The sequence below is a fragment of the Chlorobiota bacterium genome (genome assembly GCA_016710285.1).
GTDB lineage: Bacteria > Bacteroidota > Ignavibacteria > OLB7 > OLB7 > OLB7.
Genome location: JADJXR010000001.1, coordinates 1,529,989 through 1,545,074, shown reverse-complemented (window position 1 = coordinate 1,545,074; position 15,086 = coordinate 1,529,989). Strand labels below are relative to the sequence as shown.

Annotated in this window: 9 protein-coding genes; 4 read left to right on the top strand and 5 right to left on the bottom strand. The window is 57.2% G+C overall.

Going from position 1 to position 15,086, the window contains the following annotated elements:
- From IPM61_05425 to IPM61_05410, 4 genes are all read right to left on the bottom strand, one after another.
- Entirely contained in the window at positions 1 to 1,275 is a 1,275-nt protein-coding gene (locus IPM61_05425) for a DUF445 domain-containing protein (protein ID MBK8910753.1), read from the bottom strand.
- A 234-nt stretch (positions 1,276 to 1,509) separates the two neighbouring features.
- Positions 1,510 to 3,702: a DEAD/DEAH box helicase gene (locus tag IPM61_05420; GenBank protein ID MBK8910752.1), complete on the bottom strand. Its 2,193-nt coding sequence runs from the start codon at positions 3,700 to 3,702 to the stop codon at positions 1,510 to 1,512.
- Between the two features lie 19 nt (positions 3,703 to 3,721).
- A complete protein-coding gene (locus IPM61_05415) occupies positions 3,722 to 4,708 on the bottom strand; it encodes a restriction endonuclease (GenBank protein ID MBK8910751.1) in 987 nt (328 codons plus the stop codon).
- Positions 4,705 to 5,733, bottom strand: a complete 1,029-nt coding sequence (locus IPM61_05410; GenBank protein ID MBK8910750.1) for a DNA cytosine methyltransferase — start codon at positions 5,731 to 5,733, stop codon at positions 4,705 to 4,707. The genes IPM61_05415 and IPM61_05410 overlap by 4 nt, the downstream gene beginning before the upstream one ends.
- 249 nt (positions 5,734 to 5,982) lie before the next feature.
- Between IPM61_05410 and IPM61_05405 the strand changes: the two genes are divergently transcribed.
- A complete protein-coding gene (locus IPM61_05405) occupies positions 5,983 to 7,023 on the top strand; it encodes a T9SS type A sorting domain-containing protein (protein ID MBK8910749.1) in 1,041 nt (346 codons plus the stop codon).
- 158 nt (positions 7,024 to 7,181) lie between these two features.
- A complete protein-coding gene (locus tag IPM61_05400) occupies positions 7,182 to 8,852 on the top strand; it encodes a S41 family peptidase (GenBank protein MBK8910748.1) in 1,671 nt (556 codons plus the stop codon).
- A 4-nt stretch (positions 8,853 to 8,856) separates the two neighbouring features.
- Here the strand turns inward: IPM61_05400 and lnt are convergent, their stop codons facing one another.
- Positions 8,857 to 10,524 (bottom strand): apolipoprotein N-acyltransferase, encoded by a 1,668-nt coding sequence (gene lnt / locus IPM61_05395; protein ID MBK8910747.1) that lies wholly within the window; start codon positions 10,522 to 10,524, stop codon positions 8,857 to 8,859.
- 258 nt (positions 10,525 to 10,782) lie between these two features.
- On the opposite strand from lnt, the gene IPM61_05390 reads away from it, so the two are divergent.
- Together IPM61_05390 and IPM61_05385 are read left to right on the top strand one after the other, a co-directional pair.
- Positions 10,783 to 12,969: a hypothetical protein gene (locus IPM61_05390; GenBank protein MBK8910746.1), complete on the top strand. Its 2,187-nt coding sequence runs from the start codon at positions 10,783 to 10,785 to the stop codon at positions 12,967 to 12,969.
- Entirely contained in the window at positions 12,966 to 15,047 is a 2,082-nt protein-coding gene (locus IPM61_05385; protein ID MBK8910745.1) for a hypothetical protein, read from the top strand. The genes IPM61_05390 and IPM61_05385 overlap by 4 nt, the downstream gene beginning before the upstream one ends.
- Positions 15,048 to 15,086 lie beyond the last annotated feature (39 nt).

Below are 15,086 nucleotides of genomic sequence, written 5' to 3'. Positions count from 1 at the left end.
TCAGACCTTTACAAGGTGAATAAGCAACCCAACAATGCCCCCGATGAACGTCCCGTTCAGGCGGATATATTGAAGGTCGCGACCTAAGTTCAACTCAATCTCGCGGGAAAGCCGCTGGCCATCCCAGGAATCCACAATTCGGCTAATCACCCCGCCGATAGCACTGTGGTGGTTGCTTACCACGCTAATCACGGCGGAGCGGAGCTTCGTGTCAATCGTCTGGCGAAGCTCTTGGTCCTCGGTCAGCCGCTGGTGGAACGACTCGATCCCCCGCAGCACGTAACTTCTGATGGTGGAGTCAGCGTTTTGGGCATCGGCCAGCATCCATTCTTTCAAGGAAATCCACAGCCCCGCGATGTAGCCGCGCACGGTTGGATTCTCCACCAAATCATTCTTCCATCGGTTGACGTTCTCCCCCAATTCTTCATCCTGCTGCAGGCGGTGAACCCATTCCTCGGCGCGGCTGTTTAAGTCTTCGCGCATTGGGTGGGCGGGGTCGGCGGCGGCCTGCTGCAGCACCTCAATCAGCGCGGTCAGCACTTGGTCGGTGGCGCGTTCAACAACGGCATTGGGAACAAGGTTGCTTCCCCATTTCAAGGTTCGCTGCAAGGACCGCTCAATAAACTGGCGGATCATGTCGCGGCGGGTTGGCACCCATTGGGCCAGATAGGTTAATGCCGAATCAATGATCTGCTGGTGCCTGCCACTTTGGACGATCAGTTCCAAGCCATTCCCCAATAGCGTGCTGGCATTCAAATCTTTCAGCTTGTCGGTGGCGGCCTCGGCAATGGTGGCTTGCACCTGTTCATCATCAAGCTGGCGAACGATGGTGGCAATCCCTTCGGTCAGCAGTTCGGCAGCGCGTTGGCGGTGGCTCGGTTCATCCAGGTAGCCAAGTGCCGCGTTCGCAGCGGAAAACCGGCCGATCTCGGTTCGCAAATTCTCCACCGAAAGCAATCGGGTTTCCACGAAGGTGCCAAGGTTGCGCCCAATCTCATCCTTCTTGTTCGGGATAATTGCTGTGTGCCAGATGGGGATGCCAAGAGGGTGGCGGAAGAGTGCCACCACCGCAAACCAATCGGCCAGCGCGCCCACCATTGCGGCCTCGGCAAAAGCGTTTACGTGGTCCCAACGCACCACCCAGAAAATGGCTTGGTTCCCCAAATGGTTGGTCACAAAAAAGATTGCCGTCATCAGAAGGAAGGCTCCGGTGGCAATCCGTTTCATCCGCCGCAGCGCGCGGACTTTGTCGTCGGTCATAAGTGGCATCATCAAGGAATCAGCGTCGCCCACAACAGTGGGGAAGCAAGGTACATCGTGCAGGCTCCATCACCAAGCCCGCCGCCACACCCTAACTGCAATGGAGTGTGTGAGGTTGCAGCGTCGGGGTGAGGAAAAAAAGGAGGCGGGGAAGTGAGTGATGGTTTTTATGAAACTCTGAGATGAACATCAACAGGGGCATGATCGGCCTGGATCATGCCCCTGTTGTGTGATTCTTCCGTTCCCTTCTTACTCCCCTTTCTTCCGCCGCTTCGGTTGCACGGCTGGGGCTTCGGCTGGCGCGGTTTCCGCCACCGTTTTCTTTGGGCTGGCTTTCCGCTTTGCTGGCTTGGCTTCCGGTTCGGGGGCAAGGATAGATTCCGGGGCTGTTGCTTCCACCGGTGCTTCTTCCTTTTGCGCGGCGGCTTTTTGCTTTTTGCGCCCGGCCGGTTTGGTTTCTGGGATTGCTTCCGAAACCGCTTCCGGTTGGCTGGGTTCCGGGGTGGTTTTGGCCTTCCGTTTTGCGGGAGCTTTGGCCGGCTTGCCGGAAGGGGCTGGCGCGGCTGCAAGCTCCGGCGCGGATTCTGTGGTTGCTGCTATCTCTACTTTTTCCTCAGTGGTTTTTCGGCGTGTGCTTTTCTTGGCTGGGGCGGGAAGCTCCGTGGGGGATTGCTCCGCCGCTCCGGTTTCTGCCGTTGCCACTTCTTCAATGCTCACGCTGGCCGCCTGCTCCTGCTCCGCCGGTGTTGCGGTTTGCGTGGCAGCGTTTGCGGCGGCATCGGCTCCCATTGCTTGCAGGGTTGTGCCGGCGGCGGTTTGCTCCCCGCCACGATTGCGGCGGCGTTTCTTTTTCTTCTTTTTCTTTTTGGCAGGCTCCTGTAGTGCTCCATCCGCAGCCTGCGGATGGAGGGTGGTGGGCGTTTGCTGTTGGGCCGGCTGCGTTGGCGGGCTTGGTTTGTGCGAAGGCGTTGCGTGCTGATGCGTTCCGCTTGCTGGCTGGGTTGTTGGCCGTGCTTCCGCCTGCGGTGGCGGCGGAGTTTTTCCGGTGGTGGCCTTGCTGGTTGGGCCGGCGGTTGCCGTTGCGGCGTGGAATTCCTTCTGGTACAACTCATCCAGGAGCATTGCCACCAACAGCCACTCATCCTCGGTCTGCGAAAGGCCTTTTACCAACGCCTCGAACCGTGCAATCCGCTCGCGGTGGACCTGCTTGGTGATTTTCCGCATCCGTTCTTCCAGCAGGTTAATCAGCCGTTCGGCAATCCGCTGCTCCATCTCCTCTTGCGTTGGCAGCTTCATCTCAACGAAGTCAACGTTGTAGCGGCGGGAGATTTTATTCAGGTCGGTTTTGTCGGACATATTCGCCACCAGCGTCACCACAACGCCGGTGTTCCCTGCGCGGGCGGTGCGTCCGGCGCGGTGCAAGTAGCTTTCGGAATCTTTTGGGACGTCGTATTGGAAGACGTAAGCAAGGTCGCTGATGTCAATGCCGCGCGCGGCCACATCGGTGGCAACAAGGAACCGGACCTCGTGGTTTTTAATCCGGCGCATGGCGGTTTCGCGGTCCTTCTGGCTAAGGTCGCCCGATAGTAAATCGGCGTTGTAGCCACGGCTTCGGAGCGCGCTGGCAACGTATTCCACATCGGTCTTCATGTTGCAGAAGATGATGGCCGATTCCGGGCTTTCTATTTCAATCAACCGCATCAGCATCAGGTCCTTATCCATTGGGGGGACCATGTACCAGCGGTGCTCCATCGTGCTGACGGTCTCGTGGCCGGCGCTCAAGGTTAGGAACTCTGGCTTTGTCAGGAATTCTTCGGCCAGCAGCTGCACCTTGTAGGGCATGGTGGCCGAGAACATCCAGGAGATCCGTTTGCGGGGAAGCCAGGAGCGGATTTCAACCATGGCTGGGTAGAAGCCCATGGAAAGCATCTCATCGGCTTCATCGAACACAAGGACGCGCAGGTTGTTGAAGTTCAGGGAGCGGCGGCTAAGGTGGTCGGTGATTCGGCCTGGTGTGCCAATCACCACTTGCGCGCCGTCGCGGAGGGCTTGAAGCTGGGGGCCGTAGCCAACGCCGCCGTAAATCAGCGCGCCCTGAAGCCCGGTCCCTTGCGACAACGCCAGGAATTCTTCGTGGACCTGCATGGCAAGCTCACGCGTTGGGACCAGCACCAACGCCTGTGGCGTGCGGATGCTTGGGTCAAGTCGTTGAAGCAGTGGGAGAAGGAACGCGCCGGTTTTGCCGGAACCGGTGTGCGACTGGACAATCATGTCGCGGCCAGAAAGGAGGTACGGAACCGCTTTGACTTGCACCGGCATGGGGGATTTCCATCCCATGGCGGCAACGTTGCTGGCCAGCGGCTCGGGAAGCTGATCGAACGCAAAATCGGGAAGCCTGTTTTCCGGCTCGGCAAGGATTGTTGGTGTTGTGTTGTTGGTCATTCAGTAAATGCGTCGTGTACTATGAACGTTGATCAGTTGATGCCGCTGTTGTGTGTGGACCAATGAAAATTTTACCATCAAAATGAATTAAATGGTCGGGATATTCAGCAATCCAGACTTCGGTTTCCCAGGCAATGTCAGCGGCCCATTTTTTGAAATCTTTGCGTGTTAAAAAAGCCGTGACAAAAACAACACCAGCGGTAGAGTGTTTCGCCATGGATTGTAGTTCTGCTATGCGAAGCTCGTTGATAGCTCCACTGCTATGCACTGCCTCGATAATGTACAGCCAATTCTTTGTTGAACTATAAGCGATAATATCAGGGAGCTTTTCGTGTGAAATAATTGGGAAACCCAAAGAAGAAAGTTGTGATTGCTGAAGGTAAAGAAATTTATTCTTGGTATCCCCTATATATAGCACTTCTGCACCAAACCCGTAGCGCGGTAAAAAATCTTCAATAATATGCCGTTGAAGCCTATTGTGCTCACCAGAAGATAGCTCTATGGTAATGCTACTCGGCAGATTAACAGGGATTCCGTAAGTATTCTGATTATTAAGAGAATTTTTGTAGCCAAGGGATTTTTGTGCAGATAAATGCCAATTCGCAATTCCGTATGTGACCATCAGCTCGATCATTTCAGAGGTAAGTGAGTATCCCCGTGTTGGATCATTTGTTGCGGCTTGAGGGTTATCAGCATTGCTTTCTACAATTCCTGCCATAATTAAAGGCCGTAGATCCTTGCGACGGATATTATCGTACGACCCGCTGGAAATATTTTCTTCAAAATTCTGATTGATATAGTTGATGATTTCACGGGTTTTTATCTTTCGATTACGGTTCAATCCTCTATCCCAATTCCCCTGTACGCCAGCTACTGCAAGGAGTACCATTGCTGCTCGCTCGGCGGATCGCTTCGTCATTTTCTCTACGGATACCCCAACCATTCTTAAAATTTCGATGGTTTCGTCAATAAGGTTTTGTATGGAAGCAGAGCGTATTTTTTTCATTGCTCAAAAACAATCATCGTTTGCGCCCCGATGCTTAATAGTGGTGATTCGAGTAGCACGTTATTTGAATATTCATTGCTTGTCAAACACTGAACAACAGATTTAGCTAAATGCAAAGCAAGAATTGGCGGGACTGCATTCCCAATTTGGTAATACTGTTGTGTCTCGGTGCCGTGGAATGTAAACCAATCGGGGAAACTCTGAAGCCGCGCTGCCTCACGGATGGAAATGCGTCTTCTTCTACCATCGCTTAAGCGAACCCTTTGCATATCACCCGTTGGCGCAGCAATGTTGCGGCAAGTTAATGTTCGCGCTGGTTTGTTAAGGTGTAAATCCCGTGGATTAACACACTTGGAGGCTTTTTCATAGTTCAATACGTAGCGATCCATTGATGGAGTTAAAATTTTACTCTCATCTATTGTTGTATCAATTAAATCTCCAATTGCTTCACCAACGGTTGTTGTTTTTGTTAGGGGTGGTGGATAATTAAAATTACTGCGATGCCCCACAACAAATAATCGCTCACGATTTTGCGGAACACCGTAATTCACAGCATTTAAGATCCGATACTCAATCCTGTAACCAAGCTCCCCAAGCTCCGCCACTATGTGCTCAAAATAGCCACGATTTGAGTAGAGCATACCACGCACATTCTCGAATAACCACAATTTGGGTTGTATGTTCCGAATCGCATTGATAAAAACTGGGAACCCGTTCCGGTCATCTTCCGCTCCTTTTTGGTGTCCACCTACGCTAAATGGCTGGCATGGCGGACCCCCAAGAACGATATCATACCCATTGCTAATGGGGGTGGCTAACGTCAACCGCTCAGTAAAGCAATGGCCTTGCAAGTTGTGATTATAGGTGCTGGCGGCTTTGGGGTCCATCTCATAGCCATCAACAGCAATTCCCATTGCCTCAAAGCCTAGGGAGATACCACCGCACCCTGCAAATAGATCCACCGCACGCAAGCCAATCGGATGCGATGGTTGAAGCGCAGCATTGATGTATTCAATGTAGTTCATAGCTGTTCGTTGCTCAATCTATTCAGATTTGTTCAATTCTTCCTATAATTTTTCATTCTACTACTCACCAATAAAACTCCCACTTCCCTTGCGTGCTGGCTTCCCCTGTTGCAACTTTGCTGTGGGTGCGTCGTCTGTCCGGCGCGTCTGCTGGAACGCGAGCACTAATCAACCGCTGGCATTCTGACGCAGCCCCTTTTCCCAAACAGTCCGATGAACGATACTCAACTTCCCTGGAGGAACCGACCGATGCTTATACGCCGAACCGCCGCACGCCTTGCGGGCGCGTGTGCCGCTATCCTGCTGGCCACCGCTCCGCTAACCGCCCAACAAACGATTGACCGCACCCAGCCCGATGGCGAATCCCCGCTGGTGCAGCAGCTGCAGAATCAAATTGGCCAGACTGCGCTCAATTTCTGGACCGCAAAACTTAGCGATTACAAACAACAAATTGACCGCACCCTCTCGGCTGCCGACCTTGAAACCTTGAATCGGCTCCGCGTCCGCTGGAGCATCCTGACCAGCGAGATGCTGGAGAAAGCGAAGAACGAGGACGCACAGATCGAGCAGATAGAAGAAAACGAGGCCACCGCCGATCTAGAGATTGAACAAGAAGGGATGGAAAAGCTCACCGAAGTCTTCTCCATTTTTGGAACGGCGATGGAGATGTCCGGACGCTACCGCACATCGCTTGATGGATTGAAAGAAGAGGTGATTGGTGACCTTGCCACATTTTTGACCGAGCTGCAATCGCAGGCCGACCGCTACGTTGCCGCAAACAAGAAGGCGATCATGGCCGACCCCGAAGCAAAACGCCAGCTGATTGATAACCGCGATGACTTTAACGAGACCATCGCCGAATTGAAATCGGAGAAGGGACAGGAACAGGTTGGAGAGGTCTATGATTTCGGTATCGAGCCGCTGATTATGCTTTTCAACGGAGCCGATCTTCGGGCGTTGTTCAGCGAAGCGTTGGGCCTTCCGAAACCGGTCACGGGATTTGAGCTTCCAGAAAGCTCGACGCTGAAGCAGAATTTCCCGAACCCGGCCAACACCACAACCACCATTGGCTATGTGCTTACCGAGCCGGCATCGGAAGTGATGCTTCGGATCTATGATGCCAATGGCGGGCTGGTTCGCTCGCTCGACCAATCCGACCAAGCCACCGGCGACCATAGCGTTACCGTGGATGTCTCCGAGCTTGCCACCGGAAGCTACTTATACCACCTTACCGTCAAGACGGCAAAAGGGGAGATGGTGTACGCCAAGGCAATGCGCGTGATCCACTAACGTGATCCTCTAAAAAGAAAACAACCGAATAATGGCTTGGCCCCGTTTCAGCATCCGTTGAAACGGGGTCGCTATTTTTTGGGGGATTGATCGCTGCATGGCGAACCACTATTTTGGCCAAAGAAATTTTCTGCAATCTGCTTCCCTGATGAACCGCCATGGATAAGCCACATTCCACGCTCCCGCTCTCGCCACGTGCCTTGCTGATGGTGCTTGCCTCGGTGATGGTGCTTGCCGCTTTTATGCTCCCCGACGAGGAGGAGTATTACTACAACGTCAACGCCCAGTTGGAGGTGTTCGGCGAGACGTTCCGCGAGCTGTCGCACGGCTACGTGGAAAAGCTGGACCCAGAAAGAATGATTACCGCCGCCATTGATGGAATGTTGGAAGAACTGGACCCCTACACCGAGTATCTGCGGAAAGGTGAGGCCGCCGAAATTGAGTTGCTATCAAGCGGCTCCTACGGCGGGATTGGGATTAGCGTGGGAATGCGCGACAGCATGGTGACGATCACCGATGTGATGGATGGATACTCGGCACAGCGCGAAGGGGTCCGGATGGGGGACAGGATTATGGAGATTAACGGCGTGCGGATGCTGAACGGACCGATTGAACGGCTGCGCGAACAAACACGCGGCCTGCCGAACACCACGGTCCCGCTAACGGTGCAACGCGACGGCGTGGATACGCTGCTCCATTTCACCCTTACCCGCGAGACGATTCGCGTGCGGAGCATCAGCTACAGCGGCATGGTGGCCGATAGCGTTGGGTACGTGCGGCTAACCCGGTTCAGCAGCAATGCCGGCGATGAGATGCGTGCGGCAATCCTTGACTTGCAACGCCAGGGGATGAAACGCGGGATGATCCTGGACCTTCGCAACAACCCCGGCGGCGTGCTGGAAGCAGCGGTGGATGTGGTGGCGAAGTTCGTCCCCTCCGGCAGCCTGATCGTCTCCACCCGGGGCCGCGACTCCGCCGAAAGCCAGGAATACCGCTCCACCGAAGACCCGATTGCAGAAGGCTTGCCGGTGGTAATTATGGTGGATGGATACTCAGCTTCCGCTGCCGAGATTGTTGCCGGGGCAATGCAGGACCTTGATGTTGGCGTGGTGATTGGGGTCCCCAGTTTTGGGAAGGGCTTGGTCCAATCCACACGGCTGCTTCCCGACGACAATATGCTGAAGATGACCACGGCGCGGTATTACACTCCATCGGGGCGTTGCATCCAAAAAATTGATTACGCCGGGGACCAAGCCGGGGGAACGGTGGACACCAGCCACCGCCTGTTCCGCACCCGCATCGGGCGGCCCGTGTACGACCACGGCGGGGTGCTGCCGGACACGCTGGTGCGGCTGCCAGATACTGCCGCAATTATTGCCCGGCTTGCGGAATCGAACCTGTTTTTCCGTTTCGCCAGCCAGTCCGCTTCGGGGATGCGTGCGCTGCCCCAGCGGTTCGCCATCACCGATTCGCTTCTGGCAGCCTTCATGGAATTCTCCACCAACGAGCTGAACGAATCCCAAACGCCGGACCCATTGATTGAGCAGATAGATGACCTGTACGACGATGCCCGCCGCACCCGCCGCAGCGCGCAAGTGGTGGAGCAAATCGAGAAGCTGCGCGGCGTTGCAAAAGCCGACCAACGAAGGGAGATGGAGCGTTACCGCGAGGAGGTCCGCCGCTGGCTGTTTGATGAGATCACCGCACGCTTCACCACCCAGCGTGAGCGTGTGGCGAAATCGCTTCCGAATGATCGCCAAGTCAATGCCGCGCTTGGCTTGCTCCGTTTGGGGGGGAAGGGCTATCGGAAGTTATTGGCGATACGATAACCGGCTACGCGCTTCGGTGGCGGCGCAGAGCAATCGCTACCGCGAACATTGCTGCGGCCAGCAAACAAAGTTGCGGCCACCAATCCCCCCAACGGGTGTAGAGTGTACGGCCGCTCCGTAGCTCAAGCTGGTCGGTGATTGCTGCGGCCACGTTCTGCTCGGTCTCGTTGTAAATCTCACCGTTTGGCGAGATGAAGCAGCTGATTCCCGTGTTGGCTGCACGCGCTATTGGCCGGCGGTTTTCGATTGCGCGAAGCAGGGCAAAACGTTGGTGCTGCAATGGGCCGGTGGTTCCCAGATACCACCCATCGTTGGTCACCACTGTTAGGAAATTTGCGCCGGAGTCAACGAACTTCCGCACCACGTTCGGGTAAACGCTTTCGAAGCAGATCACGGCTCCCCCTTTGGCTGGCTGGCCATTCCGCAACGGCAGATCGAACACCGTGATAGATTGCCCCCTTCCCCACGCCGAAATCCCCATATCCCACGTCAGCATTTTAATCAGGAAGGGAAGATCATCGGCAAACGGAATCCGCTCGCCAAACGGGACCAGCTGCATCTTGTGATACACGCCTGTCAGGCCCTTGCCAGGCACAAACAGCCCAACGGAATTGAAGTGGTCGTAGCGGAAGCTGTCCAGCTGGCCCGCCGCGCCATACTCAACGCCGATTTTGGAACTGGGGGGAATCGGCTCGGTATCGGAGTAGCGGTGGTAATCGGGGAATCCGCTCATCAGCGGAACATCAATGCTGTTGACCAGCTCCATCACCTCCGCCATTCTTCCTTCGGCCCCGGGCGTTGTTAGCGTGCGGGGAATCGCCGTCTCCACCCAGAGCACCATATCTGGTTTTTGCTGAAGCGCGGCCACCGCTTTCCGGGTCATCTGGCCGTTCAACTCAATCTGGTTTACGGTATCCACCTGCTCCCACTTGTCCCACGGATCAACGTTCGGCTGGATGATGGTGGTTGTCATCCCTCCCCCCTTTGTTGGCGATTCGTCGCGCAGAATGCCGTGGGCGTAGGGGAGCAGAATTGCAGCGGCCAGAACCCCCAACCCAACGCGCCGAACTTGGCGGCGTTGCTGTTGGGGAATATCCGCCCCGGCGGCAAACAGCAGCGCGGTAAGGGCGCAGTTGATTGCCAGCAAAACAAAGCTCAGCCCCCACACCCCGGTGAACTCAATAAACTGGATGAAATAGTGGTTGTAGGTTTGGGTGTTCCCCAGCGTTAGCCACGGATAGCTGGCATCGGTGAGCGCGTGAAGGTATTCCCCGCCGGTCCATAGGAATGGAAGAAACAGCAGTGCATGGAAGGGGGATGCGCGCCGCATCACCCAACGGTACAGAAGCATCGGGATCACAAAAAAGAGGGGGTGGATGATGATGAGCAACAGGCAGCTAATCATCAAGTACGGCTCCGTCTTCGATTGCCAGCTTCCCACCCACCACGTTGTGAGCGCGGAAAAAAGAAGGAAGGAGCCGTAGCTCCAGCGGAAGGCTTGCTTCCACGTTGCCGCGCGCCGAAGCACGTACAGCAAGGGAACAAGCCCAACCGCGCCGAACAATCCAACAGGGTTCGGGGGATAGGCTAATCCCAAAAGTAGGCCAGTGGCCACAAGAAAGTTCCACGTGGGAAGGCGATCCAGCACGGCGTTGCGAGGTTCGGTTGGCATCACAGATGATTGAAGAAAGTAGCGAGTGAGTTGGTTGCGCGAATCGGCCGCAAGGGGCGTTCACCGGGGACGAAGTTAGGGAACCGCGTGGCGATAGCAACGTAACGGCCTCGCGTTGCGGTTGCGCGTGCGGCGGTTGCGGCGGTTGGGCCATGCGGCATCCAAGCTGCGCCCACTGTGATTTTTTTGCGGCTGGTGTGTTTACCTTTCAAGTGCTTCTGGGGCAAGCATTTCCGGGGCTTTCCATCTCTCAAATTCATGCGGATTCGTTTCTTTCTATCCAAGAATATTGTGCTGGCCGCAGCCTTCCTTTGGCTGGTGGTTGCGGCGTTGGGCAACCCGGTTGCGGCCCAGCAGCTGGATTCCGCAATTTTGGTTCAGCCGCGTTCGCTTCTGCACCCCGACATCCCCCGCACCGACTGCCGCGACGACACCATCACCCTTACCAACATCGTGCAAGGGACCATTCCGGTAACGGTCTGGCTTGCTTCCGGTTCCGCAAACGTAGCTTCGGGATGGACCCTGCAAGGGATCAGTTTGGACAGCTTGCAGCGTGCCACGCTCGATGTTCCGCTGCGAACCTCAACCTCCATCCCACTCCGGTTTTGCGGCACCGCCCCGGTGGGAAGCGTCCTGCGCGACACGCTGATGGTGAGCTGGGGGAATGCCGGATCGCTCCAGACGCGGACCGTCCCGCTGCAGGCCACCATCACGCCGGTGTGGGCCGCGCCAGCCGACACGGCGTTTCCCAACCCAATCGCCGTTGGCGGGCGCGATTCGCTGACGGTGCTTGCCGTCAACCGCACAAGCAAGCCGATCACCATCACCACTGCGCGGCTGGAAAGTCCGTTTGGCGATCAAGGCTATGCGATCCTTGCGCCCACCAGCCAAACCACGGTTGGCCCGCGCCAATCCCTTCCGGTTCGTGTGCAGTTCACGGCGAATGCCCAATTCCAGTCGCCGGTGCTGAACACGGTTATCATTAACGAGCGGGACACGCTAACCGAGCTTCGCATCGGCCTGCAAGCATCCGTTGTTCCGGCATCGCCGCTGCCGCCGCAGCTTAGCGACACCGCGCTTCGGTTCGGTCCGGTTCGGTCCGGCCAGTGCAAGGTGGATTCGTTCACCGTAACTTCGCCGGCCAACACACTGCTGCGGATTGACTCCGTCACCATTGAAGGAATCAACAACCAGCGCGACTTGCGTTACCGGGTAATCCGTCCGGTCAGCTTCCCCGTTACCATGCAATCCAGCACGGCGGTGGCGTTTGTTGTGGAGTTCTGCCCCGGCGCAAACAACCGCCCTGACGACACCACTGCAACGCTGCGGCTCCACTACCAACTGAATGGGCAACAGCAGCAATCACAAGTGGAGCTTTTTGGAAGCATGGCGGTGGATACGGTCCTCCCCACCATCACGCCGTTGGAGTTGGATTTTGGAGCAGTGAAGGTGGATACGTGCGTCACCGACACCATCACGATTGTTGGCGAGGCCACCCACCAAGTTACCCGCGCCGAATTTTGGCGGAACAACCAGCGCGTTGACACCCGCTTCACGCTGGTTGAGCCAACGGTGTTCCCGCTGGTGATCGCCCCAAGTGGGGTGCGCCTTGTTGTCCGCTTCTGCCCCGACAGCACCATTGCCGACACCACCGCAACGCTGTTCCTTTCCACCAGTTGGACCAACTCACCAATCGCGATTCTGCTGCATGGTTCCACTGCCCAGCAGGAGCCGCCGCTGGTTGAGCGAAACGCCGTCAGGCTAAGCCGCGCAACGGGGGAGGCAGGGAACAGCTTCCAGCTACCGATGGCCCTTGTGGCTCCGATTCGCGCCGACCAGAATGTGCAGTCGCTGTTCTTCAGAATACGGATGCCGGCGCGGGCACTCTATCCCACCCAAGTGACGAACGCCGCCGGGGCCACAATCCCCCACTCCTACGCCGTGGCGCACGCTGCCGACACCGCCGCCGGAACACTGACCTTCAAGATTCCCGGCCCGATCACTGGGCAAACCGTCGCACGGGTTCAACTGATGGGGCTGGCAACTGGATACCCGGAGACGGTGGTGGCGGTGGATAGCGTGGCGGTGGATTCCCCATTCATAACGATTGACACCGCCAGCGGTGTTGTGGAGTTGGAGGGATGCGAGATCGGGAAAGGGCTGAGCTTCACGAAGCGGGCGCGCGTCACCAGCATCCGCCCCAACCCGCTTACCGATGGCGCGGCCATTCGGTACATCGCCCCAATCGGAGCGCGGCCAACGTTGCGGTTGGTTGATCTTCTTGGCGGAACAGCACGAACGGTCGAGCTTCCAGCTGGCATCGGGCGCGAGGAAGTCTATCACCCCAATCTGGATGGCGTGCCTGCGGGAATCTACCTTTTGGAGATCGCCGTCGGTTCCGAAAAAAATGCCATACCGATCATCATTGCCGAGGGGGGAGGATGACCACCCCATTCCTTCCCCCGCTCGGTTTTTTTATGCCCCCTTCCCTGCTTCTGCGTGGGGTTCGGGGCGTTGTTGTTGCTGCTGTTGCCCTGCTGCTGTTTGTTCTCCCCGGCATGGCGTTGGGCCAGGAGCGTTCGGTTCTTGACGTTGGCCCGACAAAGGTTGGGGTGATTGGCGAGCTTGGCATTGGCGTGTCGCAGGGGAGCATTCCGGTCTATGCCGGAACGCACGATTGCGGATTGTTTGAATCGGGGACGGCCAACCGTGGCGGGCTGATGGCCGCGGTGCAGATTCCGGGCTTGTTCGGCCAGCGGTGGGGATTGTCGCTGATGGTTGGGTGGCGATCGGGAGCCAGCACGCTGGAAACCCCACCGAGCGACCCAACGGTGATTTTCGATTCGGCAACCGTTGCCCCGGTTACGCTGGAGAGGGCATTGCGATTGGACCGGAGCAACCAGCACGCGCTGTTCAGGGCCAGCGCAGAGTATCAAGTTGACCCGCAGTTTACCGTTGGAATTGGCGGGACCGTCAGCTACCGATTACGCTCCGCAATCACCCAAACCGATAACGTGAGCGGCCCCGGCGATCACAGCTTCCAGGATGGCCTCCGCAGCCGAACCATGAACGATGGCGAACGGCTATCGGGCGCGGGCATCTCTCTTGCACTCTCTCCATCAGCCGATTACACCTTCCCCCTTGGCCCGCAGGTGTCGGGGCTGGTGGGAATTGCCGGCGAGGTTGATCTCCTCTCGATGGTAGAACGCTTGGCGTGGCGAGACTTAACGGTGCAGGGCCGGCTGGGCTTGATGATTCATTTGGGAGGAATGGATACCGCAGCATCCCTCCCTTCTGCGTTGCCGGATCCGATAGCCGCCCGCCAAAGGGTGGATACTCCGGCCTCCTCCCGGGTGCAATCGCTTCCCCTTTCTTCCTCTGCTCCGGTTGATTCCGGAGCTCAGTCGGGCAGCCGTGGTTCGGCACAGCCGCTGGTGGCGCATTTGCAATTGCACGCTGTGGACGCTGCGGGGGAAGCAACCCCGGTGGCGGCGGTCGGCGTAGATCATGTTCGGCTGCAACACCGGTGGGAGCTTCGGACCGGCAGCGGTGTGGCGATTGATGGGGAGCTGCTGCAACAGCAACTTCGGCTTCCCCCCGCCGCCGCCGCGAACTTCACCCCCGATTTGCTTGCGGAGGTTCCAACTTCGGAGTGGCAACGCCATTTGCTGAACGTTGTGGGATTCCGCATGGCCCACCGCTATCCCAATGCCAGAGTGAGGTTGCGCGGGAGTGGCCAGCTTGTTGGGGAAATCCAGGAATATCTCCATGCGGCGTGGGGAATCGAAGTGGCGCGGATGGAGCAGGAGCCAGCCAAGCCATTCCACGGAGGGGCAACGGAGCGCGGCGATCGAGATGCGCGGGTGACGTTGCTGGCCGACACCGTGGCCCTGTTGGACCCGGTGGTGATATCGGCGGAGTCAACAACGGTGGACCCGCCCCGAATCCAGCTTGCCCCGGCGTTTCAATCGGGCGTGGGGATTCAGGAGTGGAAGATCCGGATTGCCCACAATGGCCAACCCGTTGGTGAGTACTCCAGCCAGGCCACGCTTGGCGGAACCGCTCAGATCAATTGGCGGATTGCTGCCGACGGCGCGTCGGGAAAGATGACGACCTTGCTGGCCGAGCTTCAGGTGCGTGACTCCAGCGGAGCTTCCACAACGGCGGCTGCGCAATTGCCGCTGCAAGTGGTCCGGACCGAGCGGATAACCGAGCAGACCTTGAACCCCAGCGGAAGCGTGATACAAGGGCGTTGGAGCCTTCCCCGCAGCATGGCCGCCAATCACGACAACCAGCCGCGCACAAGCCGCGTTCTTGAGGAAGTGGCCGCAGCCGCAGGGCCAGGAAGCAGGATAGAAGTGATGTTGGCAGATGGTGAACCAGCAACCAAAGATTGGGGGAAAGAGGTGGCAACAACGTTGCGGGAGAAGTGCGCACAGGCGGGGAAGCGTTGCAGCATCAGCATCGGCACCGCCCCGGCAATTCCCACCAACTCGATTGAGATTCGAGTTGGTGGGCAATAGAGATCAGAGTGTGTGAGATGGAGATGGAGTATGAGATCG

Bases quoted from the DNA above. Each gene is read 5' to 3' on its own strand.
- IPM61_05420 (MBK8910752.1), bottom strand. From the start codon at position 3,702: ATGACCAACAACACAACACCAACAATCCTTGCCGAGCCGGAAAACAGG.
- IPM61_05390 (MBK8910746.1), top strand. From the start codon at position 10,783: ATGCGGATTCGTTTCTTTCTATCCAAGAATATTGTGCTGGCCGCAGCC.
- IPM61_05415 (MBK8910751.1), bottom strand. From the start codon at position 4,708: ATGAAAAAAATACGCTCTGCTTCCATACAAAACCTTATTGACGAAACC.
- IPM61_05410 (MBK8910750.1), bottom strand. From the start codon at position 5,733: ATGAACTACATTGAATACATCAATGCTGCGCTTCAACCATCGCATCCG.
- IPM61_05400 (MBK8910748.1), top strand. From the start codon at position 7,182: ATGGATAAGCCACATTCCACGCTCCCGCTCTCGCCACGTGCCTTGCTG.
- IPM61_05405 (MBK8910749.1), top strand. From the start codon at position 5,983: ATGCTTATACGCCGAACCGCCGCACGCCTTGCGGGCGCGTGTGCCGCT.
- lnt (MBK8910747.1), bottom strand. From the start codon at position 10,524: ATGCCAACCGAACCTCGCAACGCCGTGCTGGATCGCCTTCCCACGTGG.
- IPM61_05385 (MBK8910745.1), top strand. From the start codon at position 12,966: ATGACCACCCCATTCCTTCCCCCGCTCGGTTTTTTTATGCCCCCTTCC.